This is a genomic window from Oceanobacillus salinisoli (assembly GCF_009733865.1).
Classification (GTDB): domain Bacteria; phylum Bacillota; class Bacilli; order Bacillales; family Amphibacillaceae; genus Oceanobacillus; species Oceanobacillus salinisoli.
In genome coordinates, this window is record NZ_WOFB01000023.1 from 1 (window position 1) to 25,668 (window position 25,668).

24 protein-coding genes and 1 riboswitch are annotated in these 25,668 nt (G+C 39.2%); of the genes, 14 read left to right on the forward strand and 10 right to left on the reverse strand.

Features of this window, described 5'->3' with window-relative positions:
- From GMJ66_RS15995 to GMJ66_RS16010, 4 genes are all read left to right on the forward strand, one after another.
- Positions 1-299: DinB family protein (locus GMJ66_RS15995; protein ID WP_197046740.1), on the forward strand; the 299-nt coding region annotated here is incomplete at its 5' end.
- 289 nt (positions 300-588) lie between these two features.
- A complete protein-coding gene (locus tag GMJ66_RS16000; protein WP_231514959.1) occupies positions 589-909 on the forward strand; it encodes an ABC transporter in 321 nt (106 codons plus the stop codon).
- 173 nt (positions 910-1,082) lie between these two features.
- Positions 1,083-1,418: a hypothetical protein gene (locus tag GMJ66_RS16005; RefSeq protein WP_156291323.1), complete on the forward strand. Its 336-nt coding sequence runs from the start codon at positions 1,083-1,085 to the stop codon at positions 1,416-1,418.
- 181 nt (positions 1,419-1,599) lie between these two features.
- Positions 1,600-1,890: a hypothetical protein gene (locus GMJ66_RS16010; protein ID WP_156291324.1), complete on the forward strand. Its 291-nt coding sequence runs from the start codon at positions 1,600-1,602 to the stop codon at positions 1,888-1,890.
- Between the two features lie 300 nt (positions 1,891-2,190).
- Here the strand turns inward: GMJ66_RS16010 and pabB are convergent, their stop codons facing one another.
- The 5 genes from pabB to GMJ66_RS16035 form a co-directional block, all read right to left on the reverse strand.
- Positions 2,191-3,936, reverse strand: a complete 1,746-nt coding sequence (gene pabB, locus GMJ66_RS16015; RefSeq protein ID WP_156291325.1) for an aminodeoxychorismate synthase component I — start codon at positions 3,934-3,936, stop codon at positions 2,191-2,193.
- Between the two features lie 34 nt (positions 3,937-3,970).
- Positions 3,971-4,561 (reverse strand): anthranilate synthase component II, encoded by a 591-nt coding sequence (locus GMJ66_RS16020; RefSeq protein ID WP_156291326.1) that lies wholly within the window; start codon positions 4,559-4,561, stop codon positions 3,971-3,973.
- Positions 4,562-4,865: 304 nt separating this feature from the next.
- On the reverse strand, positions 4,866-6,236 hold the full coding sequence (locus GMJ66_RS16025; RefSeq protein ID WP_156291327.1) for a TrkH family potassium uptake protein: 1,371 nt from the start codon (positions 6,234-6,236) through the stop codon (positions 4,866-4,868).
- A 16-nt stretch (positions 6,237-6,252) separates the two neighbouring features.
- Positions 6,253-6,909, reverse strand: coding sequence for a potassium channel family protein (locus tag GMJ66_RS16030; RefSeq protein ID WP_156291328.1), 657 nt, complete (start codon positions 6,907-6,909; stop codon positions 6,253-6,255).
- A gap of 87 nt (positions 6,910-6,996) precedes the next feature.
- Positions 6,997-7,144: riboswitch (cyclic di-AMP (ydaO/yuaA leader) on the reverse strand.
- 350 nt (positions 7,145-7,494) lie between these two features.
- Positions 7,495-9,174 (reverse strand): ABC1 kinase family protein, encoded by a 1,680-nt coding sequence (locus tag GMJ66_RS16035; protein ID WP_197046746.1) that lies wholly within the window; start codon positions 9,172-9,174, stop codon positions 7,495-7,497.
- A gap of 275 nt (positions 9,175-9,449) precedes the next feature.
- Between GMJ66_RS16035 and GMJ66_RS16040 the strand changes: the two genes are divergently transcribed.
- From GMJ66_RS16040 to phnE (GMJ66_RS16075), 8 genes are all read left to right on the forward strand, one after another.
- Complete coding sequence (locus GMJ66_RS16040; protein ID WP_156291330.1) at positions 9,450-9,926, forward strand: hypothetical protein; 477 nt, start codon at positions 9,450-9,452, stop codon at positions 9,924-9,926.
- Positions 9,923-10,423, forward strand: coding sequence for a hypothetical protein (locus GMJ66_RS16045; RefSeq protein ID WP_156291331.1), 501 nt, complete (start codon positions 9,923-9,925; stop codon positions 10,421-10,423). Before GMJ66_RS16040 ends, GMJ66_RS16045 begins: the two co-directional genes overlap by 4 nt.
- A gap of 787 nt (positions 10,424-11,210) precedes the next feature.
- Complete coding sequence (locus tag GMJ66_RS16050) at positions 11,211-11,714, forward strand: Lrp/AsnC family transcriptional regulator (protein ID WP_156291332.1); 504 nt, start codon at positions 11,211-11,213, stop codon at positions 11,712-11,714.
- Positions 11,711-12,886: an aminotransferase gene (locus GMJ66_RS16055; RefSeq protein ID WP_156291333.1), complete on the forward strand. Its 1,176-nt coding sequence runs from the start codon at positions 11,711-11,713 to the stop codon at positions 12,884-12,886. The genes GMJ66_RS16050 and GMJ66_RS16055 overlap by 4 nt, the downstream gene beginning before the upstream one ends.
- 262 nt (positions 12,887-13,148) lie before the next feature.
- Positions 13,149-14,255, forward strand: coding sequence for a phosphate/phosphite/phosphonate ABC transporter substrate-binding protein (locus GMJ66_RS16060; RefSeq protein ID WP_156291334.1), 1,107 nt, complete (start codon positions 13,149-13,151; stop codon positions 14,253-14,255).
- Between the two features lie 97 nt (positions 14,256-14,352).
- Positions 14,353-15,135 carry a phosphonate ABC transporter ATP-binding protein gene (phnC, locus tag GMJ66_RS16065; protein ID WP_156291335.1) on the forward strand — a complete coding sequence of 261 codons (783 nt, stop codon included), beginning with the start codon at positions 14,353-14,355 and terminating at the stop codon, positions 15,133-15,135.
- Positions 15,128-15,943, forward strand: coding sequence for a phosphonate ABC transporter, permease protein PhnE (gene phnE / locus GMJ66_RS16070; RefSeq protein ID WP_156291336.1), 816 nt, complete (start codon positions 15,128-15,130; stop codon positions 15,941-15,943). Before phnC ends, phnE (GMJ66_RS16070) begins: the two co-directional genes overlap by 8 nt.
- A gap of 14 nt (positions 15,944-15,957) precedes the next feature.
- Complete coding sequence (gene phnE / locus GMJ66_RS16075; protein ID WP_156291337.1) at positions 15,958-16,764, forward strand: phosphonate ABC transporter, permease protein PhnE; 807 nt, start codon at positions 15,958-15,960, stop codon at positions 16,762-16,764.
- Between the two features lie 74 nt (positions 16,765-16,838).
- On the opposite strand, the gene GMJ66_RS16080 is transcribed toward phnE (GMJ66_RS16075), so the two are convergent.
- Together GMJ66_RS16080 and GMJ66_RS16085 are read right to left on the reverse strand one after the other, a co-directional pair.
- The gene (locus GMJ66_RS16080) at positions 16,839-17,543 is read right to left on the reverse strand and encodes a hypothetical protein (protein WP_156291338.1); all 705 of its coding nucleotides are present in this window, start codon (positions 17,541-17,543) and stop codon (positions 16,839-16,841) included.
- Between the two features lie 107 nt (positions 17,544-17,650).
- Positions 17,651-19,129, reverse strand: coding sequence for a protein adenylyltransferase SelO (locus tag GMJ66_RS16085; RefSeq protein WP_156291339.1), 1,479 nt, complete (start codon positions 19,127-19,129; stop codon positions 17,651-17,653).
- A gap of 194 nt (positions 19,130-19,323) precedes the next feature.
- Between GMJ66_RS16085 and GMJ66_RS16090 the strand changes: the two genes are divergently transcribed.
- Positions 19,324-20,277: a nucleoside hydrolase gene (locus GMJ66_RS16090; RefSeq protein WP_156291340.1), complete on the forward strand. Its 954-nt coding sequence runs from the start codon at positions 19,324-19,326 to the stop codon at positions 20,275-20,277.
- A 240-nt stretch (positions 20,278-20,517) separates the two neighbouring features.
- On the opposite strand, the gene GMJ66_RS16095 is transcribed toward GMJ66_RS16090, so the two are convergent.
- The 3 genes from GMJ66_RS16095 to GMJ66_RS16105 all read right to left on the reverse strand — a co-directional run bounded on the left by GMJ66_RS16095 (position 20,518) and on the right by GMJ66_RS16105 (position 24,028).
- Complete coding sequence (locus tag GMJ66_RS16095) at positions 20,518-21,315, reverse strand: VLRF1 family aeRF1-type release factor (RefSeq protein ID WP_156291341.1); 798 nt, start codon at positions 21,313-21,315, stop codon at positions 20,518-20,520.
- Between the two features lie 406 nt (positions 21,316-21,721).
- Positions 21,722-23,143 carry a DHA2 family efflux MFS transporter permease subunit gene (locus GMJ66_RS16100; protein WP_156291342.1) on the reverse strand — a complete coding sequence of 474 codons (1,422 nt, stop codon included), beginning with the start codon at positions 23,141-23,143 and terminating at the stop codon, positions 21,722-21,724.
- Between the two features lie 21 nt (positions 23,144-23,164).
- Entirely contained in the window at positions 23,165-24,028 is an 864-nt protein-coding gene (locus GMJ66_RS16105) for a TetR/AcrR family transcriptional regulator (protein ID WP_156291343.1), read from the reverse strand.
- Between the two features lie 421 nt (positions 24,029-24,449).
- Here GMJ66_RS16105 and GMJ66_RS16110 point away from each other — a divergent pair, with 421 nt between their 5' ends.
- On the forward strand, positions 24,450-25,580 hold the full coding sequence (locus GMJ66_RS16110; protein ID WP_231514961.1) for a CAP domain-containing protein: 1,131 nt from the start codon (positions 24,450-24,452) through the stop codon (positions 25,578-25,580).
- The last annotated feature ends 88 nt before the right edge of the window (positions 25,581-25,668 follow it).

Genomic DNA, 25,668 nt, shown 5'->3' on the forward strand with positions numbered 1-25,668 from the left:
ACATGTATCAACGTTTGAAGCTGGCTTTAACAGATGAGAATCCAACAGTACCAGCTTTTGATCAAGAAAAGTGGGCTATTCAACCGGATACAAAGCTTCCTGTAGAAAGTTCTATTAAAATGTTAGAAGGTATAAATGAGCGCATCGAATCTTTAGGACATAGCTTAACTGAAGAGCAATTAGATCGGGCTTTTACTCACCAGATAAACGGTAAAATAACAGTTGCAACAAAAGTTGCAAAATTAGCTTGGCATGAAGAACATCACTTAGCTCATATAAAAATTGCATTATCAAAATAATACAATATATATGGGAGTGGATTATCGAACCTTGATAAGACATTTTTAAAAATATAAGTAATAATTACGGAAGTTTTATTTAACTAAAGGGCAGCAAGAGTTTAACAAGGCAATCGTCAAATTGATCGTCTTTTCTTATATAAAAAATCGCAATATTTATTTGGAATATTATGTTATTATCGAGAGGTTGATTTTATTGAAGTAATTGGCAGGTTAGTGGAATAAGGAATGATAAAATATTTATAGCTAAATTACACATTAGGACGTGATTAAAACGGATAAAAGGTTATTGGAAGTATATGAAGAATGGCAAGATAAATTAGATAAGGACGAGTGGTATTTCAGTAATTCTTTTGAATCAATTACTAAGGAAATGACTTCGGAAGAAGCATTTAACTATATTCCCAATGTCATTGAGATATTATTTAGGTTAGACGATGACTATTTGGTATGGGAAACCCTTTATTTCTTAATTGAACTTTATGGCATTGCAGATACCACTCAGATACACCCATCCCTCGAAAGTAATTGGTCTGTATTAACAACCCATATTAAGAAATTTAATGATTCCTATGCTACTCCTTTTAACGAACTTAAAAATCACCTTTGAATAAGAAAATGAGATATAACCTTGTTGAACTAATGGGTGCGAGAGTTTAAGAGGGCGATCATCAAAATTGATTGTCCTTTCTTTTTTGAAAACCATATGGAATATTATGTTAAGGTTAATTAAAAGATTATTGAGTTAACTGGCAGGATTGTTGAATAAAGAGGAGTGATGTATTGGTAAGTATAGTTATCGGAATTGCGGGGGTAATGATATCCATTTTAATGTTTGTATTATTTATAATTGGACTTTGGCTTAGTAAAATCAATTCTTTTAAGCATGGTGTATATTTTTTTCTCCTTTTAATAATTCATGAAGTTTATTCATTTATAGCACCACCTTTGATACAAAAGTATATTGATATGCTTATGACTGAAAATAAAATACCAATAATGGGTATGACGTTGGGAGAATTTGTAGCATTCCTATCATATATTCCAAAAATTATTGTATTGATTGCATTTATTTGTCTAATTTTTGGTTTACGTAGGCTTTGGAACTTAAAAGTGTAATTCTTGAATAGTAACTTGTGAGATATCCCACTTAAACCATTACTGAAAGAAGGGTAATGCTCCTTCATTATTCAAGTAACGGGACGTTTAATGATAAGAAATGGGTTTTATTTTCCGTGATTGAAACAATTATTAGTACAAATTTGTTTATATCATAAAATAATTTTAGGGGGTGTTATGAATGAAAAAGTTTACTATCGTTTTTTTAATTTTGAGTTTTGTATTGTTTGGTTGTAATAACAAACAAGAATCACAAGATAAAGAACAAATTGAAGGGAAATCGATTGCAGAAAATGGGCAGTATGAACAGAAATTTATTATTATGGATTCTGTTGATGATCCGTTGCCACCAGAGGCTAAAAATGTCCAATCAATGCCAAGCAAGAGTGAACCTCAACAAATTCCAAACGTAAATTTAAATGACCCAATTATAATTACAAAAATGCCTTATTCTGAAAACGAAAAACCTTAATGGACCTATTTGCTTGTTCAACTATCTGGTGCTTTAGTTGAAGAAGGAAAGTAATATTAAATATAAAGTGAAACTTCATTTAGTGGGGGTTCCTTACCTCCTCACTGAATGTTAGTTGAACGAATCGGGCGACTGGCTGTTGGTCCCCTACTTACCTTTCATTGATTCTCTTGAAATCTTGAAGTGGGGTCTTACAGCCAGTTAACCTGCGATAAAAACGCTCAGATTAAATGAAACCTAAAGCCGTTACCATACGAGTGGCTTTCTTTATTTCTATCGGGAAACAAGATCAGCTTATTACTATACCATCTCCACCTGCAGCCATTTTCGGACACTATTGATAAACCATATCTTCGTGCATCTTTTTAAATCCTCTACCATTAATCTCTTTTCAAAAATTTCACCGTTATTGATTAACCTTTCACGGAAAGTACCAGCCAGCAGCCCACTTTGAATGGGTGGTGTACATAGCTTGCCGTCTATTTCCAGGACAACATTCCCGTTGGTAAATTCCGTTAGCTCCCCATCTTCATTCCTTAGGAGCACATCATAAACCTCGTTCTTTTGAAAAGGAGAATAGACTGCGCGATGGGTCGTTTTATGATATAAAAAAGGATTATTTTTATCCAACGGCTCCTCTGCCAATGAAACCTTTAAAGGTGTTTCAGGCTGCGTAATAGGCTGTGCCTCTATAGTAATAAGACCGTTTTTGAATAAAAGTAGACGAACTTTATACTCCCCATCTTGATTTTTCCTAGCTAAATCCTGTAAGCTTTCATGAGCTGAAGCTAAATTAAAAGGAAAACCGAAATATTTCGCTGTGTTGGTTAGCCGGTTAAGATGTTCCTCAAGCAGGAATATCTCACCATTGTCCAATAATAGGCTCTCCAGCACATGGAACTCCGGTCGATCTTCCTTAAGCAGACTGGCCTTGGCCAGCAATTCATCATATTCCCCTTCTGCTGTTGAATCCCAAGTTATTCCACCACCAACACCATATGTAGCCATGCCGGATTTTTCATCAATAACTACTGTTCTGATCGGCACATTAAAGATCGCTTCGTTCATTGGAGTGATATATCCAATGGCCCCACAGTATACTTCACGAGGAGTAGCTTCTAAATCGGAAATGATTTCCATCGTACTGATTTTTGGTGCTCCAGTGATGGAACCGCACGGAAATAGTGCTTTAAAAATATCGATAAGCTCCGTATTTTCTTTTAGCTTAGCGGTTATAGTTGAGGTCATTTGATGGACGGTTGGGTACTGTTCAATTTTAAACAGTTTCGGGACATGAACCGTACCTGGTTCAGCAATCATCCCTAAGTCATTACGCAGCAAATCGACAATCATGACATTTTCAGCACGGTTTTTTTCCGAATGATAGAGCCATTTCGCGTTTGCTTCATCTTCTGCAAAGGCATGTCCCCTTTTTATCGTCCCTTTCATCGGCCGGGTGGTAATGTTTTCCCCTTCCACATGAAAAAACAGCTCTGGAGAGGCAGACAAAATACGATATTCTCCCGTATCGATATAAGCACTGTAATTGGAAACCTGTGCACGTTTCAGTTTTTCAAAAAAAGCAATATCATCTCCTTGAAACTTAGAATATAGACGGGTTGTAAAGTTTACTTGATATGTATTGCCATCTTCTATCTCGTTTTTAATGGTTTGGATCGCTCTATTATATTCATCCACTTGCACAGACGGAGTCCATTCTGTAAGCTCAAAGTTGCCACTGGTGCTTAATGCCCGATGCTCCGGTTCGGAAAAAATACCAAACCATATTAATGGCATGTGATGTCCTTCCTTTACTTTACAGGCAGGATGAAATGCTGGAGCACTTTCGTATGATAAAAATCCAGCAGCATAATAACCGTCTTGAATGGCATCCTGAATACGATGAAGACCTGATAACACTTCTTCAACCGTACTCGCTTCGATTACTTCGATTGGATTTTCAAACGTAAGTGGATGGACTTCCCCAGTAGAAGAGGCGAATTCAAAAGATAAACGTGGATTTTTAGTTAAATGTTTGGATTGCATGTTCATGTTCCTTTATTGATTATTTTTCCCAAGTCTAAAAACACATCTTAGCGAAGGAGCATTGCTGTATGAAAAAATTCCGCAGCATCTGTAATCCATTCTCCGTTAAAATGGATTCCGGATGAAATTGTACTCCTTCGACTCTATATTTCTTATGACGAATTCCCATAATTTCTCCGTCTTCACTTCTTGTGGTAATTTCGAGACAATCTGGCAGGCTGGATTCGTCCACGATTAATGAATGATACCGTGTTACCTGCATTGGCGATGAAATATCTTGGAAAATCGAACGTTCATCATGATGAATGAGAGAAACTTTCCCATGCATGGGCTTTTCTGCCTTTTTTACCACACCGCCAAATGCTTGGGCGATAACCTGGTGACCAAGGCAAACGCCTATCATGGGGACTTTCTGATAAAAATTGTTCACGACATCTAAAGAAATGCCAGCTGTATCAGGATTTCCCGGTCCAGGGGATAAAAGAATGTAATCCGGATTTAATTTATCTATATCGTCTAAAGATACTTGATCGTTCCGTATTACCCTCACCGTTTCTCCAATCTCCTGAATGTATTGTACTAAGTTGTATGTAAAAGAATCATAGTTATCGATTACTAGTATCAATGTAAATTGTTAGCTCCATTTCTATTATTTATCATGCCATTAACTGGCTGTAAGACCCTTAACGTGTAAACTTTAAAGATAAGTAGAGGACGAGGCAGCCTGTAAGCTCGCGACTTGTTCCTCTAACTAGCGAGGGGAATGAAAATACCCTCTCCAGTTTATTGATTTTGTAAAAAAATGTTTTAAACCAGTCTACCTTATTATAGAGGAATGTTGCTGTCTTTGTGAAGGGCTCGTATAAAATATAAACCCCTGTCTTCAGCATGTAACTGGTTCCCACACTGAAAACAGGAATCAACATAGTTTACCCAATAATTACACGCTCTTTCGGATAATGATAACCATCCTGCGTTACTTTTCCTCTGATTACGAATAAGAATGAAAAGATGCCAATCCTTCCTACGAACATTAAAACAATGATAATAGCCTTTCCTGCTGTACTTAATTCTGGAGTAATCCCCATCGATAAGCCTGTTGTTCCAAAGGCTGAGGCCACCTCAAAGGTAATAGACATAATGGAAAATGATGGCTCCAAATTGGTCAACAGGATAATCGCAGTGATGCAGATCATGGCAGCTGTTGTAATGACCATAAACGAACGAATAATATCCTCATTATCCAGTTCTCTTCCAAACACCTTCACACTTGTCCTTCCTTTTGCAAAGTTGTAAATCGCTAGAAGCATAATCGCAAACGTTGTCGTCCGAATTCCCCCACCAACACTGCTGGGAGAAGCCCCAATAAACATTAGCACACACAACAATATTAAGGTCGGGGTTGTAAATTCACTAACATCCATCGTAGCAAGGCCACCATTTCTAGTCGTAACCGATTGGAACAGGCTATAGAAAAATTGCTCATGCCAGACTTTATCTGCTAAAAAGTCGTTCCGTTCCAGAATCAAAATCAAAACTGTTCCTGCTACAATTAGTACAAAGAAAGTAATGGTCGTTAATTTCGTAAATAAGGAAAAGCTATGGTGACGATTGACTTCCAGAGAATTTCCTCGTATGAAATCCTTTAATTCTATTAAAACCGGAAATCCAATGGCACCTAAGGTTAATAAGATCATATTAATAAATTGAACAAAGTAGTCATTTGCAAATGGCACCAATGACTCTCCAGTTATATCAAATCCCGCATTGGTCGTGGCACTAACCGCTCCAAAGAAACCTTGCAGCAGCGCTTCCTGCCACGTATCAAAATAATTTAAAAAATAGGTGCTTAAGATAATCGTTCCAATCAATTCAATTAGCAAGATTATTTTTAGAATCTGCAAAATTAATTGTACTAATCCAGATAATGTTGCCCTATTTTGATCAATTTGAATCAGCTGTCTTCCTCGGATCCCAACTTTTTTGCGCAGCGTAATCCATATAAAGGTAGCAAGCGTCATAATCCCAATACCGCCAAACTGCAGAACAAAGGTTAATGCTATTTTTCCTGCAGCATTAAAGGTGTCCGCAGTGGATACAACAGTTAATCCAGTAACACTTACCGCACTTACTGCAGTAAACAATAAGTCAATAAATGATAGCTCTACCCCTTCCTGATGGAAAAAGGGCATTCCCAGTATTAGCATAGCAATAGCAACAGCAACAACATAAAATAAAACAATTAATCGAACGGTTGATAAATAGTTTATCCTAAACGTTTTATTAAATAACTCCTTCATCAGGGCACCTTCTTACCTACAATCCTTTTTCCTGAAATACTTTTAAATCATCTACATGTCCCATAACAACAAGTATATCATCTAAACGAATGATATCATCAGGAAGAGGGGAAATATTCATATGATTTTTCTGTTTAATAGCCAGTATTGTACAGCCAAACTTGGATCGAATGTCCAATTCCAACAAGGATTGATTCGCTACTTTTTTAGTTGCTTTCATTTCAACTATGCTATAGTCCTCTGAAAGCTCAATATAATCGATGATTTTTCCGGAATCCAGCTGATGCGCGATGCGGACCCCGATTTCCTGCTCTGGATGAATGATGCGATCTGCACCGATTTTTTCAAGGATTTTATGATGCTTTACATTTTTTGCCTTTACCCAAACCCGTTTGATTCCGAGTTCCTTTAATATTAATGTGCAAAGAATACTTGGCTGAATATTTTCCCCTATTGCTACAATCGCATGGTCAAAGTTTCGGATACCTAAGGATTTCAATGCATTTTCATCCGTAGCATTCGCTGTTACGGCATAGGATGAGTAATCAGATAACTCTTTCACTTTGTCCTCACTTACGTCAATTGCAAGTACATCATGGCCTAACTGATGGAGTTCCTTGCATACCGTGCTGCCAAAACTTCCTAACCCAATAACAACAAATTCTTTTTTCATTTTTGCCCTCTTCTTTCTTCCTAAACACCAAATAAAAAAGACCAGTCTAAACAAACATGGTCTCAGGCTAAACCTTTGACCTTTCTCCCAAATATGATATAACGCTTACGAGGTTAGCTGTCGGATTAGGGATTGAGAGTACCCCTTCTTAATTAACTTAAGATTCACCCCAGGATAGAATTTTATCCTATCCATTATGGTTCCCCCGCTCAAAAAGATTCAGCGAATAAAAGGTGTTCGGATCTATATTCATTTAATACAATTAATCTACTCCTGCTGACTTATCTTGTCAACATTTTTTTTGGTGGTTTGGGCCTGCCTTTGGGGGCCTTTTTGGTGCCTGTCACTTCCCGAATTTTGTCAAACGATGGTCAGTTACACAAAAATGCTGGTTTCCTTTGATGTTGTTGGAAACCAGCAATCTTTTAATTTTTTATAAATCGATATACTCCGTCTACCCTAAATTAAGGGAAATTTCCCGCAATGCTAAGAAATCCTCTCCACATCCGTCACCAACACGAGCACAAGCCCTCGACAAATTTCGTCATATTCCGGGAAGTGACAGGCACCCCCGGACTCCCGGAATCAGAATCGGCCTGATCGGAATATGGAGAATAGTAGCCATAGAAACATTAATAGTGCAACAACGAATCCGATTTCTACTGCGGGGACGTTCCAAAGCAGAGAGGATTGCCCGCGTATAGCAGAACCGATGATCAGTCCAACCATAATAATACTAAAGGCAAGCAAAACGATACTAAAGGACAACCGGTTACTGATTCGATCCAGTTTTGTTAAAAACAATTCAATTTTCGGTGTCGATATTTCCAATGGCAACTTCCCTTTTTTTAGCATCCCAGTCAATTCTTGAATATTTCTCGGAATATCAATCAAAATTTCTCCATATTCCTGCCACTGATTAAGAACATTCTCGGCTACATTTTTCGGACGATAACGTTCCCGGAGCAGCCGGTGTCCAAAAGGTTCTGCAATCTTAATAATACTAATATCAGGATCTAATCTTTCCACCAGTCCTTCCATTGTTAATAAGGTTTTTCCCATTAACGTCAGATCAGCTGGTATCCGAATTTGATGCTGATTGGCCACCGAGAATAAATCCTTTACCGCTTCTCCAATACTAACTTCACTAAATGGAATATCATAGTACTTCTCTCTCAGTTCTTCTACATCCAGTCTCAGCCGCTGCATATGGACCTCGTCGGGTACAAGTCCCATCCTCATGATTGCTTTCACCACACCATCCGTACTTTGCCGCATTAATGCAATCACCAAGGAGGCAAAATTATCCTTCATATCCGAAGTTAACCGACCAACCATCCCAAAGTCCATGAGAACGATGACCTCTCCCGGCAGCACCGAGATATTCCCGGGATGTGGATCGCCATGAAAAAACCCTTCGATTAAAATTTGATGAAAAATGGCATTTGCAATCCGATTTGAAAATACTTTCAAATCATACCCTTCTTCACGAAGGACTTCTATATCATTTAGTTTAGTACCTTCGACATACTCCATCGTTAAAACTTTCTTCGTTGTATAATCCCAAAACACCTCTGGGATGCGAATATGCCGCTTATCCTCAAACTGTTTAGCCATCTTATCCGCATTTCGACCTTCTACTCTATAATCTAATTCTGCAAGCAAGGACTTTGAAAATTCTTCAATAATGGCTGTAACCTGGTATCTCGCCGCCCATTCTAAACGGATTTCTGCCAATACCGCCAAGGTCTGTAGTATTTCCAGATCCGTTTTAATGATGTTTTCTATATTTGGCCGTTGAACTTTAACAGCCACCTGTTCCCCTGATTTAAGTACTCCATAATGGACTTGACCAATAGATGCAGAACCTAGGGGCACTTCACGAAATTCAAGAAAAATCTCTTCCAGTGGTGCACCAAACTCTTCTTCTACACTGACTTTTACTTCCTCATAGGAAAGAGGAGATGCCTGACTTTGAAGTTTTTCCAATTCATGAATAATGTCTTCCGGTATGATGTCCGGCCTTGTACTTGCGATTTGTCCAATCTTCACAAAAGTCGGACCCAAATCTTCCAGGAACAGCCTTATTCGCTCACCAGTCGTTTTTTTATGTACCTCCTGCCGATTTTTGACAAATATTCGCTTTGGCAGGGACAGAATTTCATGAAGTCCAAGTTCTTTGACCAGGAAACCAAAACCATTGCGAGTAAAAGAAATCGCAATTTCCCGATAGCGCTGAATATGCCGAATTCTTCTTTCAAAAATGGGAATCCCCCCTATTTTTTATCATTTATAGGTGAATATTCTTTTAATTGTATGTTTAACCACGCCCCGACAAACACTGAAATATCGAATTTGGCGTTTAGTTATGAACCATCTTATTATTTATAATACTACAAAGTCTTTCGAAAGTGGTGCCGATGTGGTGCATGTCACTTCCCGGTTTTTGTCGGATATTGTCGAATGCGTTCTGGTTGTATAATTATTCCATTTCGGACAGAAACTACAAATGGTGATATATCTGGACGGAGGTATCTTTATTGTCTATTACGATGATGATAACGATTATTATGTTCATGTTGATAGCCTATTTCTCGACGAAGAAATACCTGCATATTTTTGAACAATGCTTTCTATTTTTCCTTTTACTCGTCTGCTATACAAGCTTTCTTTCTATTATAACGGTCAATCTGGAACTATGGAAACTTAGTGAAAAGTCCCAGCATCTTATCGCTTTTCGACTTTATGGAATGTTGTTTGTTCCCATCACCCTACTATGGGCCATTGATTTATGGCAGACAGCAAAAAGAAGTTTCTACAGCTCTGCAGTACTAATAATCTGTTTGATAGCTACTTTATTTTTAGGGGACTTTCTCCTTAGAAACGACGAAGTATATCAATACCGTCAATGGAATCAATGGATGTCCTTGATTGTCTGGGTTATCACATTTCTCGGTGCCTTATTCGCTCAAAAACTCTTCAGGATATTACTTAGAAAAGAAGGAATTCTATCATGAATCCACTACCATTCCCAGTAGACTTTAACATAAATGAGTGGTTTGTCATTCTATCTTTAGGAATCAGTTATATAGGAATTTTTTTATTACCGAACAGACTCCCAGCTAGTATACTCATTCTAATCATTCTTTTTTCCGCTACGATAGCGAGAATTTTCGATCACTCCTTAGCTGGCCCAAATCTCAACTTGTACAATCTAATGGATAGTGGCAAATATGAGCTGTTCGATTTTCTTTCCTATTTACTATATGGTCCATTTGCTTATGTTTTTCTCTACATTTATCAAAAATACAGTATAAAAGGCTTATATCTATTGCTTTATATTGCAGCCTCCTCCGTACTAGCTGTAACCTATGAATGGATTACGGTTCTATTTAACGTATTCACATTTGAGAAATGGCGTTCTATTTATTCCTATCCCGTATATTTATTTGTACAGTCCTTAACCATTGTGTTCTACCATCTCTTGCAAAAGCATCTGCCTGTAAAAAGTTAAGAGAAATTCCAAACGAGGAGGTATAATGTCTGTCCTGGCAAAGGTGGTACTTCCCATAACCCTTTTCCACCTTAAGTTAAAGCCTCCTCTCCTAAACGACGGTAATAGAAGAGCGGTATACTGTTCCTTTTCTTAGGCTCATTTTTGTAGGGTTCCCTATCTTTCATTCCTATTTGTAAATCTTATTCCTGTTTATTCGTTCCCTTGATTTCTCCAGAATGATGTATGGAATCCACTTTCAACTAACGATCCAAATAAGTAATGAACATATGTTTCCGAAATTGTCATTAAATTAGCCTTTGTCAATTTGTGAAAATCAGGCCGAAAAAGATTTATGGGAACATTTCAATTACCATATTTACTCGTCCATTAGGGAATGCATTTGAATTTATTCATTTGCTTAGAAAACTCGGATTCGCTCATCTTTTCGCATGTTCGCTTTTCTTATAAATTACGTTACGTCAAACCCACTCCTTGGCAAATTTTATAATTTCCTAACGTTCCGTGTAAAATAACGTGAATCTTCCATCAGCGTTTTTTTACCCCACTAAATGTTAGATGAACGATTCAGGAATTTACTGGCTGCCCGACCCCCACGTATTATTCTTAGTATCTCGAATTTTTTCCTTAAGGGTCTTATAGCCAATGAATCACTTGGTATTTCTATGAAAACAGTGAACAAACACGAATTTATAGTTGATTAATTCTGTAAATTAATATAAATTAGTAACAGTTTATCATGAAAAGAATTACTAAAATGAAGTGATGTTCTGAAAGGAGAATCTCCATGAAACTATCCAACGAAGAATTAAATCTTTTAGCGATACTAGAAGAAAATCATAACGTCTCCACAGAATCGATGGCAATGCAATTAGCGATTTCGGAGGATGACGTGAAAAATCTTATAAAAAAATTAGAAGATGAAAAAGTAATTGTCAGCTATCCGACTCTCATTGACTGGAATAAAATAGAAGGAAAAGAAACGGTTGTGGCGATGATTGATGTAAAAGTAACCCCACAGCGCAGTGTTGGATTTAATGAGGTGGCCGAGCAAATTTACCGTTACCCTGAAGTGACTTCTCTCTATTTAATGTCGGGTACATATGATTTATCCGCAACCGTGGAAGGAAAAACGATGAGAGAAATTTCCTTGTTTGTATCCAATAAATTAGCGACAATTGAAAACGTCCTTTCCACAACCACCCATTTCATGCTGAAAAAGTACAAGCACGATGGGGTCATTATTGAAGGAAAAGACGATGAGGACCGCAGAATGGTGGTTTCTCCATGAGCATCGATTATCAGCAATATTTATCCAAGACAGCAATGGAGTTGAAACCATCCGGGATACGAAAGTTTTTTGATTTGGCAGCAAGTATGGAAGATGTTATTTCCCTTGGTGTCGGTGAACCGGATTTTACTACACCATGGAATATTCGCGACCAGGCGATTGGCGCATTGCAGGATGGTTACACATCCTATACCGCTAATGCCGGATTGCTGGAGCTTCGGCAGGAAATTTCCAAGTATGTCAAAAGAAGGTTTGATGTCGAATACAACGCAGAAAACCAAGTCATTGTTACGGTTGGGGCGAGTCAGTCCCTCGATTTGGCTTTCCGTGCCATTTTAAATCCGGGAGATGAAGTACTCATTATTGAACCGGCATTTGTTTCCTATGCCTCCCTTGTTTCGTTGGCAGGCGGTGTGCCAATTCGAATCGCTACAAACTCGGAAAACGGCTTTAAAGTCACACCGGAACAAATTGAAGCAGCTATTACGGACCGAACTAAAGCTGTATTAATATGCTCACCAAATAACCCAACTGGTACTTGTTTGAATAAAGATGAGCTAACGGAACTTGCAGATGTTATTAAAAAACACGACCTTCTTGTGATTTCCGATGAAATTTATGCAGAGTTAACCTATGATCAGGCATTTACCAGCATGGCCGCGATTCCCGGAATGTACGAAAGAACCATTTTAATCAACGGCTTTTCCAAAGGATTTGCCATGACTGGCTGGCGCTTAGGATTTCTGGCAGCACCAAGTGAATTGATCGGTCTTATGGTAAAAATCTATCAGTATACAACGATGTGCGCACCACATATGCTGCAAAGAGGTGCCCTTGAAGCATTGCGCAACAGCTCGGAGCAAGTTGAATACATGAGGCAACATTATTGGAGAAGGCGTAATTTTACGGTCCAATCTTTGAATAGATCTGGGCTGGATTGTCACACCCCGGGCGGTGCGTTTTATGTATTCCCTTCTATTAAACGGACAGGACTTTCTTCCGAGGAATTTGCGCAGGAACTGCTCCAGAAAGAGAGAGTTGCTGTCGTTCCTGGCAATGCATTTGGTGCATCTGGAGAAGGATATGTTCGCTGTTCTTATGCAACATCCATTGAGCAACTGCAGGAAGCAATGAATCGGATTGAGCAGTTTATGGATTCACTGCAGAAATAACGAACTGCCTTTTGGGGTGCCTGTCACTTCCCGCATTTTGTCGAATAATATGAGAGGCTCTAATTCCTTTACTGATAAGGGATTAGAGCCTTATTCATTTATTGGGATAAAAAGTGAACTGCTCTGATTATGGTGCCCCTGCCCTATCCTTTTTTCAAAAAATATTTAATCTTAACAATTATTTACAATTAATTTAAATTCTCTTAATAAACTCTCTTTAAGATAGGTACTAGATTCGACAAAAATTTACTTTGGAAGGAAGATGAGTTTGAAGAAATTATTATATGTCTTATTTGTTCTTATGCTTGTTGCTATTTTAGCAGCTTGTGGAGAAACAGAAGAAAGCGCTACAGAGCCGTCTGATGAAACCGAAGAAGAAACCACTTCAGAAAGTGAGTCTTCAGAAGAAGAAAAAGAGGCTGCAGAAAACCAGTCTATTGACCAGCTTTCTATTGGATTCGTTCCCTCAAGAGAACCGGAAGAAATTATTACAGCAACCGAACCACTGAAAGGATTATTAACAGAGGAATTATCTGCATTAGGCTATGATATCGGGGAAGTAGACATTACAGTTGGAACGAATTATGAAGCAGTTGGAGAAGGACTTTCTGCGGGGACCATTGATATCGGTCTAATCCCTGGAGGTACGTATGTATTATATGATGATGGTGCAGAGGTTGTTTTAACATCTACACGTGCAGGCTTAAATAATGATTCCGATGATGCAAAGGATTGGAACGAAAATAAGCCAACCGAAGATTCAGATGAACAAGTTACATACTACCGTGCTTTAATGATCGCAGGACCGTCCGAAAAAGGACAAGAGCTGGCAGAAAAAGTAAATAATGGAGAAGAGTTAACCTTTGAAGATGTAAATAGTGCTTCCTGGGCTGTCATGTCCTCTTCATCTCCAGCAGGATATATTTACCCTGCTCTATGGTTAAAAAATAACTTTGACCAAACCATTACAGATCTCGACAATGTCGTACAGGCAGATTCTTACGGAAGTGCCTTTGCCCGTTTAGCAGCAGAGCAAATTGATGTGATGGTTACTTATGCAGATGCTAGACGTGACAATGAAGAAGCTTGGGAAAGCGATTTTGAACGTGAAGCATCAATTTGGGATGAAACGAATGTTATCGGTGTTACACCTGGTATTTATAATGACACCATCAGTGTTAGCAAAAACTCAGAAATTATGGATGAAGATTTAAAAGCAGCTATTCAAGAAGCATTCATCAATATTGCCCAGACTCCAGAAGGACAGGAAGTCATTTCCATCTATAATCATGAAGGCTACCAAGAAGCCACTTCATCTGATTATGATAACGAAAGAGAAGCTCAGGAAATGGTACAAAGCCTAAACTAGTCCAAGCCTAATCCGGGCGGGCCATATGAGAAAACTTTAAAAAAATGAGAGCATCTTATTGGGTGTTCTCATTTTTTGACAAGAATGGAGATTTTATATGATTGAATTTATAAATGTTGAAAAAACGTATCCAAACAATGTAAAAGCCTTACAAAACATTAACCTCAAAATAGAAAAAGGTGAATTTGTTGCCATCATTGGACTTTCTGGTGCAGGTAAATCCACATTAATCCGCTGCATTAACCGGATGCATGATATTACTGGTGGAGATTTAATTGTAGACGGTGTTGATGTTGGTTCACTAAAGGGAAGGGAAATACGCAAGTTTCGCAAACGTATCGGAATGATTTTTCAATCCTTTAATCTTGTTACACGTACGTCTGTCTTAAAAAATGTACTCGTATCCTTTGTTCCTGAACTCCCATTTTGGCGAAAGGTCACCGGTTTATTTTCCAAAGAGCATAAAATTAAAGCATTGACCGCATTAGACCAAGTGGGAATCCTGGACAAGGCATATGTTCGGGTCGATCAATTATCTGGTGGACAGCAGCAGCGTGTAGCACTTGCCCGGACGCTGGCACAACATCCCGACATTATTTTAGCCGATGAACCAATTGCTTCTCTCGATCCAGTTACTTCCAGGCAAGTGATGGATGATTTTAAAAAAATAAATGAAGAAATGCAGATTTCCGTGATCATGAATATTCACCATGTAGAAATCGCTTTGGAATATGCGGACCGGATTGTCGGTGTTCGGGAAGGGAAAATTGTTTTCGATGGACAGGCAAAGGACGTGACACAAGAGGTCCTTGATTATATTTATAACGGACAGCTCGATGACATACAGGAAAATGCAGAAGGAGAGAAAGCATATGTATGATAAAATCTTCCCTCCTACCAAACTTTCCCTTCCGAATGGAAAAATAGTACATGAAAAAAAGTCACGCACACCTGTTATTCTAATATTAATTATCGTTGCCTCGTTTTTTTCCATTAAATTTACTGATTTTGATTTGAGTATGTTAATCAAACGCTGGCGGGAGTTTTTCGTAATTGTTGGACAGATGATTCCTCCTAAATGGGAGTATTTGCCACATATTTGGCAACCACTACTCGACACCATCAAAATGTCGTTATTAGGGTCCATCCTTGGTTCAGCCGCGGCGATTCCGACCGCTTACTTAGCGGCGTCGAACATCATAAATAGCAAATGGATTGCTTTTGTCACCAAGGTGTTCCTAAGTATGCTCCGCACGATGCCAACATTGGTTTCCGCGCTGATTGCGACTTTTATCTTTGGATTAGGAACACTTGCAGGGACTGTTGCCATCTTTTTATTCACCCTTGCTTATGTAGGAAAATTACTGTATGAACAAATTGAAAATGCCGATATGGGATCATTTGAAGCTATGGAATCACTTGGAATGACGAGAATGCAAGCATTTCGCTATGCGATTTTCCCACAAATCCTGCCTAATTATTTGTCCACTTCCTTATTCTGTTTTGAAGGGAATGTCCGCTATGCCGCAATATTAGGTTATGTTGGCGCTGGCGGAATCGGATTATTATTAAATGAAGGACTTGGATGGCGAGATTATGCAAGTGTTGGCATGATTTTATTGATGCTTGTTATTACCGTATTTTTAATCGAAACGGTAAGTGAGCACTTCCGAAAGAAATTAATCTAAAGGGGTACAACTTTATGGATGTAATCGAAAAACAACTCTATGCTTCACCAAGAAATAACCGTTATTTATTAACCGTCACTGCAATTATTGCTATCTTATTCAATTGGTCGATTTCTGCAATCAATTTACAAAACGTCGAGGAAAGCGGTTTGTTAATTGCTTCGAATATTATGAAGGGAATTTTAAATCCCGATTTGAATTTGTTGTTTAATTTCACCTCTCAAGGTGTCATGTACTTGCTCGTTGAAACAATTGCTATTGCCTTTTTGGGCACCATTATTGGCTCTATTTTGGCCATACCACTTGCCTTTTTATCCGCCTCTAATGTTGTTCCAGGACCAGTTGCTTCCATCACGAGATTTTTATTGATTGTTATTCGCACTGTTCCTGCTCTCGTTTATGGATTAATGTTTATTCGGGTAACAGGTCCAGGGCCCTTTGCAGGTGTCCTAACCATTGCCCTTATTTCCATTGGAATGTTAGCCAAACTGTTTGTGGATGCCATTGAAGATTTGGATACAAGTATTTTAGAATCCATGACATCGATTGGTTGCACTACTTTTGAAAAAGTTCGCTACGGTATTTTGCCGCAGCTATTTTCCATGTTCCTGTCGATTATGATTTATCGTTTTGACATGAACTTAAGAGAAGCCGCTGTACTAGGGTTAGTAGGTGCAGGCGGAATTGGTGCACCACTGATTTTTGCAATGAATGCCTATCGCTGGACTGAAGTAGGTTCGATACTTATTGGTTTAGTCGTTTTGATTTTGATTGTGGAACTTTTTTCGAATCGTATTCGTACAAAATTAGTGAGAGGTTAAATCGTTTGTGTCAGTCTTACAGGCGTTGTAGGGCTGGCGCTTTTATTTGTTTTGAAAAATTCAAGTTTATCCCTTCACTCCGATTCAAAAAACACCGGCCCACTTTCCGCCTCATACCGAATTTTGAAATTATCTCCCACTTCAACAAAGCCACCAACATATCCTGTTCCTTCTGCACCATTATATAATTCTTCCTGTAAATCATCCGGAACTTTTACCGAATCCCCTTCATGATAAACATTCCCATCATTGGAAACGAAGTCAAAATCATTTCCTGACAGCTTTAAAGCATAGTCCTCGGTTTCCGATTCTACTACCTTCCCCTTTACTTTAACTAAAACCAGCTCATTTCCCGCTGCATCTGGCTGTTGTTTTACCTGATTTTCATTCGTGAGCATAGCCTCTGCCTTTTTACCTCGAAGTACTTCCTCGATGGATATTTCCAGCTTTGCTTTATAGCTTTCAGAAGGTTCGCTTGTATTCTTCATTGTCGTTTCTACAATTGCTGTTTGATCAAATGGAACCGGGTTTAGACGGGAACCTACTTTTGCTTCATTCTTTTCCTCGGAATCCGGGTGATCACTGTTTTTTTCTTTATCTTTTGTCTCTACTTCCGCATTTTTTTCATCTGCATCGGCGGACTCCTCTTTATCTTTATTCTCCGCACTTGCTTCTTCTTTCTCTTTATCCTTAGACTCTTCCTCATCACCGCCTCCACAGGCAGATAACATCATTCCAATCACTAATACCAAAAAAATCAATACCATTTTCTTTTTCATGATTTCAACTCCCTCTATGTAATGTGGGCTATCCAGCCTCCGCGACTCTTCTAAAAACAGGAAGCCCACATTTATATTTTTCAGTAATCATGTTATAGCCTTGTAAATCACGTGCCACAAAATGTCTGATAAGGTTGGTCTGACGGCTCAGGTGGTCTTGTGTATTCCTCCTGTTCAGGTGAATGGGCATAGGGATTGGAAAGTACATCAAGAAGTTTCTCCATTACACTATAATCTTCCCTTTCCACTGCAGCTTCCAGCGCCTCCTCTACTCGGTGATTGCGCGGGATGATAGCTGGATTGCTGTTTCGCATCAACTGATGGGAATCATCCTTTGATTCCTCCTGTCTGCTAAGTCTCTTTTGCCACCGTTCCTGCCACTGTTTAAAATCTTCTTTCTCAAACAGATCTGCGACGCCGTCTGATTTATCGAAAGTTAATGCAAGGAAAGTATTGGTAAAGTCAGCCTTGTGCGTTTCCATCAAATGAAGGAAATCTTCCATTAGGGATTGATCGTCTTTTTCCACGTTAAAAATCCCCAGTTTCGCTCTCATTCCTGCGAGCCAATGATGATGAAACTGCTGGCTGTAATCTTTTATCGCATCCTCAGCCAGTTCCACAGCCTTGTCCCTGTCTTCATGCAATAGCGGCAATAACGTTTCTGCAAACCGGGCGAGATTCCACGCACCAATCCCTGGCTGATTCCCATATGCATAGCGCCCTTTCCTATCAATCGAGCTAAATACAGTTGCTGGATCATAATCATTCATAAAAGCACAAGGACCATAATCAATTGTTTCTCCACTAATCGTCATGTTGTCCGTATTCATGACCCCGTGGATAAAACCTGTCAGCTGCCATTTCGCAATTAACTTCGCCTGACGCTTGATTACTTCCTGCAGCAGCGAAAGATACTGATTTTCCTCTGCCTCTACTTCTGGATAGTGCCGGTTTATCGTGTAATCAGCTAGGGCGCGTAATTCTTCATCTGTACCCCAATTAGCAGCATATTGGAAGGTTCCAACACGAATATGGCTCGCTGCCACTCGCGTTAAAATTGCACCAGACAAAGGCTTTTCCCGAATAACCGTCTCACCGGTTGTCACAACTGCTAAACTGCGCGTTGTAGGAATCCGAAGTGCATGCATTGCTTCACTCATAATATATTCACGCAGCATCGGTCCAAGTGTTGCCCTACCATCGCCCCCCCGCGAATATGGTGTCTGACCTGAACCTTTCAGCTGAATATCCAACCGTTCACCTGAAGGAGTAATCTGCTCACCAAGCAATACTGCCCGGCCATCCCCCAGCATTGTAAAATGACCAAATTGATGTCCGGCATAGGCTTGAGCTAGCGGTTCGGAACCTTCAGGAATTTCGTTACCAGCGAACACCGCAGCAACCTCACCGTTTTTTAGACTATTGGTGTTCAATCCAAGAGAGGCTGCCAAGGACTGATTAAAAACAGCTAACTCCGGTTCCCGGACAGGTTCTGGTTCAATTCGGGAATAGAACTTATCAGGCAGACGAGCATAACTATGATCAAAGTTCCATCCTGTATCAATCGATTCATTTATCTTCGTCATCTTATCTCCTCATTTTTTTAGAATTGTCAAATCCACTCAAACCCTTCCACCATAGTGTCTACTCTTTCCATCTTATTATGCCATAATGGTGCCTGTCACTTCCCGTTTTTTGTCGAATTTTGTCCTGCGTTTGCTTGACCGTCATCCACCGATTCTTTATGATGAAATAAGAAATTCTAAAGGAGATTAAAGCCATGACAAAAAAAGTATACTTAAATCACGATGGTGGTGTTGATGATTTAGTTTCATTATTTTTACTGCTGCAAATGAAGGAGGTTGAATTAATTGGTGTAGGTGTCATACCTGCAGACAGTTATTTGGAACCTGCTGTGTCTGCAAGCCAAAAAATCATAGACCGTTTTGGCCATGGACAGCAAATCAAAGTGGCCAGTTCGACATCTCGCGGGAAAAATCCCTTTCCAAAAGACTGGCGCATGCATGCTTTCTTTGTCGATGCACTGCCAATTTTAAATGAATACCTTCCAGTAAAAACAAAAGAATCCGCATTACCTGCACACCAGGACCTGATTCAAGCACTTCAAAATAGTGGAGATAAAGTCCATTTAGTATTTGTTGGACCTTTAACTGATCTTGCACGCGCGTTAACAGAAGCACCAGATATCGAGGCTAAAATTGAAAAACTGACATGGATGGGCGGAACCTTTTTAGAAAAAGGAAATGTAGAAGAGCCTGAACATGATGGAACAGCAGAATGGAATGCATTTTGGGACCCAGATGCTGCCAAAACCGTATGGGACAGCAACATCTCCATTGATCTTGTTGCACTGGAAAGTACGAATATGGTGCCGTTAACGATGGATGTCAGAAATCGCTGGGCTGCAGAAAGAACCGATTTAGGAATTGATTTTCTTGGACAATGCTATGCCATGGTCCCTCCACTCGTGCATTTTCAAACCAATTCCACATACTTCCTTTGGGATGTACTGACCACAGCAACCATTGGAAATGAAGAATTAGTGAAGAAAAGAGAAGTGAAAAGCATCGTTCATGCTGGCGGACCAAGTCAGGGAAAAACGGAGATTTCGGAAAATGGAAGGCCTGTTCAGCTTGTTTATAAAGTGGAACGGGATGGTTTTTTCAACTACATAACAGATTTGTCCAGGCAAAATAGCGAAGGAATGAAATAGACGAATTATTATTGACACCGATACAGCCGGAGATGAAGAAACCCTATTGAATGTGCTAAGCGAGTAAATACTAGGCCGTTGTTAGAAGAATTCGCATTTGCTCGTCCTTTAGCGAATGAGAGTTTTTATTTACTTGGGACGTTAAAATTCCAGCTACGTCGACCCGACTTTTTGGCTAAAAATTTTATACTTTCCGTGCAGAAAAGCTTGCAGGCAACTCACCTGCAAGCTTTTTACATTTCAAGCCATTACCACATCAATGACTTTCATCTCATCGTGATCCAGCATATTTTTATTCACAATTTCCGTCACGGATTGATTCATATTATTCTTAAGGTCGTATGCTTCCTCTTTATCTCCAACCAGGTAAATATAATCCCATTGTTTGTCCTTAGCAAGCTTGTCCAGCCTAGGTGCTATATTTCTATACCAGCGATAGCGATTTGCTTCAAAGCGTTCCTGGAACTCATCCTGTTTGGTGCTCCTCCCTCCTGTTCCCATCGACGCCTGGGTATGATGTGGACCTGTATGCTGTTTCCAATCTTCCGTATCCAAGTCTAATTCATATGTTTTCGTGTCTTTCAAAGTTCCCAGTTCTGTATCTATCATTTTAATCGCTTCTTTTTGCGTCAAAATAATTCCCGTTTTAGGGAACTTCTCATACATTTTCTTTAATTGATTTACTTTCGCTGTCTCTTCCCAGGAAAATTCTGTCTCTACAGGAATCTGAAAACGTTCCGCAAACCAGACTGTGTCATCCGCAGTTGCAAAAATAACCATGCTTTTAGTAAGATTCTGCTCGTTTTCATGAACATAATGCAGAACTTTTTCTTTTACGGCTTTAAAATTTCGTTTTTCATCGGGATTTCCATCTTTTTTTATATAATTTTCAAAACCATTTAACCCGTTTTTCAAATGGATTTTCCATTCTCCGCCCTGCTGCTCCGGGTCAGATGGATCGGTATTTAAATACATGCTAAAAACACGCTGGTCGAGATAAACACTTTCCAACTTGGCTATTTCTTTAGTCATATCCATTAGTATTCATCTACTCTCCTTTATGAAAAACTCCTTGCTTACTAATATGTAACCGTAAATCAATTCACTCAAACTTGGAATTTCGACATGATTCGAATCGTTTATTGAAAAAACTTGTCTTTGCACGTTTTTATACGGGGGCTTTTCGTTTTTTTATATTTTCGACGTTAAAATTTTAGTGCGTCGAAGTCACTTCCTGACTAATATTTATCTCTGATTTCTGAACGTTAGAAAAGCTCGCATTCGATCGTCCTTTAGGGAATGGGTAGTTTTTCTTATACTTAGGACTTTAAAATTTTAGCTACGTCGAATAACTTCTTACTTTCCTAACGTGTAAAAAAAGAGACGGCCCTCTCTCTTCCTAATAAATAGGAAGCAGGAGAAGAACGTCCCCTTGTTCACAAAATCAATTAGACTCCGCAGCAACAGCTCCAGATTTTTTAATAAAGAAAGATAATAACAGAGCAATGATCGAAAAGATTCCGGCTACGATGAAAGAGACATTTACACCGTGAATCAAGCCTTGCAGTCCTTCTGCAGGATTGCTGCTGTTGGACATCACCGTCACCATTAACGCTGTTCCGACTGCACCGGCTACTTGCCGCATCGTGTTGCTCATTGCCGTTCCATGCGGGATAATACCAATTGGCAGTTCATTCAGTCCGGCAGTGGTGACCGGCATCATGACCATCGCAATACCAAACATTCTAATAGCATTTAGTCCTGCAATATAAGTAAAAGTCGTTTCTGTTGTCAAAATGGTAAACATAAAGGTGGTAATCACCAGAATGGAAAGCCCAATAATCGACAGCCATTTAGCACCAAACCGGTCAAATAGTCTACCAGTAATAGGGTTCATTAATCCCATCACAACCGCACCCGGTAGTAGCGCCAAGCCCGATTCTATCGCGGAGAAACCCAGCATATCCTGCATCAGTAATGGCAGGATAACCATGGATCCAATCATCGCAATAAAGACGGCCATTCCTAAGATGGTAGTTAAGGTAAAAATTTTATACTTAAACACCCCAAATTCCAGAATCGGTTCTTCCAGTTTTAGCTGTCTGAAGATAAACCAAGTAAGGGTAATCGCTCCAACAATTAAGGATAAGATAACAGAAAGATTCGCCCATCCTTGGTCTCCCCCAGCAGCACTAAATCCGTACAACAAGCCGCCAAAGCCTAAAGTAGATAGGACAATCGACAGCATATCGAGTTTTGGAAAAGTTTGTTTCGTAACATTTTTAAGAATAAAATAAGCTACAACAATATCAATAATAACAATAGGTAAAATAATATAAAACAAGCTTCTCCATGGGTAATGCTCCACCATCCAGCCGGATAAAGTTGGACCAATCGCTGGAGCAAATGCAATAACTAAACCAAACATCCCCATCGCTGTTCCCCGTTTGTCACTAGGAAAAATAAGAAAAAGTATCGTTTGCATTAGCGGCATAATAATTCCAGCCCCACTTGCCTGCAAAATCCTTCCTACGATCAGTAAGGAAAAATTCGGTGTCAATGCACATATGATTGTACCTATAGCAAAAAGACCCAAGGCAGTAATAAACAGTCTTCTCGTCGTAAAACGCCCAATCAAAAAGGCCGTTATTGGAATCATGATCCCATTGACCAGCATAAAAATAGATTGAATCCATTGGGCAACATAATATTCCAGTTGTAAATCGTCCATAATATGCGGCAGGGCAGTTGCTAATAATGTCTGATTTAAAATAGCTAAAAAAGCCCCTGATAATAGTACGAGCATAATAACCCATTTATTATAGGTAGGTAATTCTGTTGGTTCTGAATTTTGCCGATTGCTCATATATTATCTCCTTTCTTTCTGTTATTGGTCATGAAGTTTCGTATATAATCGTTCGAGCAGAAGCACTTCTTCCACGATGAACGGTTCTTGTTTCAAATAGGTGATTAACGCCTCCATTAAAAAGGGTTTTGGCTCTTCCTTTTTGAATTCAGCCTGAAGCAAACCAAGGGATTCCAGCAGTTTTTCTTTCTTAGCATCCTGTATGTCCAGACCCTTTAATTTTTCCTCCATAATCAAAAAACAATTCTTCATTCTCTCTACAAAATTAATAGACTTGTCCCCACCCCTATCATCTGTCAGAACAGGTTCCATATCCGGCAGAGATTTAACAATGGCATCAAAACTCGAAACAATGAATCTAGCTAATCGTTCAATATCCACATCCTTTTGCTTAAGTATAACAGTAAGGATATATTCCTTAAGAATTCCTTCCAGCATGATTACCATATCAGAAATAAATGGTTCTATTTCATTTCCATACCTATCAAAAAGTGCTTCCTTATGTAATTCAATCATGGAGGACTTAAGATTTTTCATGATTTCTGAAACTTTTTCGTTTTTGCTGGGCGGGAAATCTTTAAATAGAACCGTAAAAAAATCCCGGTGGTTGATCCACTGTTCCAGTTCATTTTCCAGTTTTTTTACTAAAGCTTCTCTTTTCGGTATCCCTTCCATATTATTCATCTCATTAGCTTGTTTGATCATATTTTCATAGTGCAATTTTAAAATCTCAATTAACAAGCCTTCCTTTGATTCATAATATTTATAAAAGGCACCTTTTGAAATATTCACCGCTTGAGCAATTTCCTGTACAGATGTTTGATGGAAGCCTTTTTCTGAGAATAATCGAACCGCCCTGCTCATTATTTCCACTTTTTTATCCACATGAGCCACCTCCTTGAAACCAAACAGTCATAATATGTGACCAACAAGTCACAATGTGAATCATACTCCGCAAAAACCATAATGTCAACCCAGGTGGTACCTGTCACTTCCCGGATTTTGTCGTTATTTGTCGAAGGAATAGAAAGATTAAAAACTACTATTCTCCTTCACATTTGTTCATACTGTAGATACTTGCTAAAATAAGAAAAGCGCAAGCGCCCGTTTAGCGACGTACGGACTGGACTGAGCCGCAGGAGATAAAGGAAACACGACGAACGGAGTGAGTCGATGTTGACTTATCGTACGGAGGTGAGGGAAGTCTCGCTAGTCGCTGGGCGCTGGAGCTAGACATCGGAGCAAAAAAATTTATACTTTCTTATCTTTTAAGAAAAATGGAATGTTAAGACAGGATGTGAGATTGGTGCCAAGGCTAAGAAATATCATTGTTTTATTGCTGATTGCTGGTACACTTTGGCATTTTTATGGAGAGACGTTCGAGCATTCTGGTTTTCAGGGCGTTATGAATGAAATGCGCACAGATGTGAATGAAATAAGAGAGAATCCAAAGGTCATTGCTACCATTGATACAATAAAACAGGAAATTCAATTATTAGCTGGAAGGATGAAAGAGGAGCAAAATGATAATGAACTAGAGGCTGAACCTGCTCCAGAGAAACCTGAACTGGATGCTCCAGCTGAACAGTCCTTTTCCATTTATAATGTGGAAATTGGGGATGAACGGTCTGAGGTGGAAGCACAGGTAGGCGAACCTGAGCGCTCCTCCATGAATGAATATGGGGTGGGATGGGTTACGTATCATGAAAACTATCAAAACTTCTTCATGGTTGCATATAATGAAGAAGAAAAAGTCGCCGGACTATACACCAACCAGGACTTGTTGACTTCTACCCATGGAATCACTTTTGATAGTTCAAGAGAATCTGTACTGAATACGTTAGATGAGCCGCTTAAAGCCATACGAAAAGGACTCGTCCAATACCAACTGCAAGATGATCAGGAATATAACATGTTTTTAATCGACAACAATTATGTAACAATCTTTTATGATAAACATGAAAATAATACTGTCACAGCGATTCAGATTATTAGCGGTGAACTGGAACAGCAAAAGGAAAAATACTTTGCTGAGCCAAGTGAGGAATTAAAAGAAGGCTTTGAATATCAGTTATTTGATTTAACCAATGCAGCCAGAGTGAACCATGGTCTAAGGGTGTTAACCTGGGAAGAGTCCTTAAGACAGACAGCCCGTAACCATAGTCAAGATATGGCTGACAACAATTATTTCAGTCACACGAATCTGGATGGGCAATCGCCATTTGATCGGATGGCAGAAGATGACATTGCCTTCAAAATGGCCGGAGAAAACCTTGCAGCAGGACAGCCAAGCAGCATCTTTGCCCATGAAGGATTAATGAACTCCCTCGGTCACCGGGAAAATATATTAAAAACAGAATTTGAAGGCCTTGCTGTTGGAGTTGCATTTGGCGCAGATAACCAGCCGTTCTACACCGAAAACTTTTTGACAAAGTAAGTGCCGAAGCAGGTGCCTGTCACTTCCCGAATTTTGTCGAATGGATTTAGCATATAAAGAAGCCTTCTAATACAGGAACATACTTCCC

Excerpts from the sequence above, each read along its gene's own strand:
- GMJ66_RS16030 (WP_156291328.1), bottom strand. The coding sequence starts at position 6,909 with ATGAAAAAAGAATTTGTTGTTATTGGGTTAGGAAGTTTTGGCAGCACG.
- GMJ66_RS16055 (WP_156291333.1), top strand. The coding sequence starts at position 11,711 with ATGAGCATCGATTATCAGCAATATTTATCCAAGACAGCAATGGAGTTG.
- phnE (WP_156291336.1), top strand. The coding sequence starts at position 15,128 with ATGTATGATAAAATCTTCCCTCCTACCAAACTTTCCCTTCCGAATGGA.
- GMJ66_RS16025 (WP_156291327.1), bottom strand. The coding sequence starts at position 6,236 with ATGAAGGAGTTATTTAATAAAACGTTTAGGATAAACTATTTATCAACC.
- GMJ66_RS16045 (WP_156291331.1), top strand. The coding sequence starts at position 9,923 with ATGAATCCACTACCATTCCCAGTAGACTTTAACATAAATGAGTGGTTT.
- GMJ66_RS16080 (WP_156291338.1), bottom strand. The coding sequence starts at position 17,543 with ATGAAAAAGAAAATGGTATTGATTTTTTTGGTATTAGTGATTGGAATG.
- GMJ66_RS16095 (WP_156291341.1), bottom strand. The coding sequence starts at position 21,315 with ATGGATATGACTAAAGAAATAGCCAAGTTGGAAAGTGTTTATCTCGAC.
- GMJ66_RS16085 (WP_156291339.1), bottom strand. The coding sequence starts at position 19,129 with ATGACGAAGATAAATGAATCGATTGATACAGGATGGAACTTTGATCAT.
- phnE (WP_156291337.1), top strand. The coding sequence starts at position 15,958 with ATGGATGTAATCGAAAAACAACTCTATGCTTCACCAAGAAATAACCGT.
- GMJ66_RS16100 (WP_156291342.1), bottom strand. The coding sequence starts at position 23,143 with ATGAGCAATCGGCAAAATTCAGAACCAACAGAATTACCTACCTATAAT.
- GMJ66_RS16050 (WP_156291332.1), top strand. The coding sequence starts at position 11,211 with ATGAAACTATCCAACGAAGAATTAAATCTTTTAGCGATACTAGAAGAA.
- pabB (WP_156291325.1), bottom strand. The coding sequence starts at position 3,936 with ATGCAATCCAAACATTTAACTAAAAATCCACGTTTATCTTTTGAATTC.
- phnC (WP_156291335.1), top strand. The coding sequence starts at position 14,353 with ATGATTGAATTTATAAATGTTGAAAAAACGTATCCAAACAATGTAAAA.
- GMJ66_RS16010 (WP_156291324.1), top strand. The coding sequence starts at position 1,600 with ATGAAAAAGTTTACTATCGTTTTTTTAATTTTGAGTTTTGTATTGTTT.
- GMJ66_RS16090 (WP_156291340.1), top strand. The coding sequence starts at position 19,324 with ATGACAAAAAAAGTATACTTAAATCACGATGGTGGTGTTGATGATTTA.
- GMJ66_RS16060 (WP_156291334.1), top strand. The coding sequence starts at position 13,149 with ATGAGTTTGAAGAAATTATTATATGTCTTATTTGTTCTTATGCTTGTT.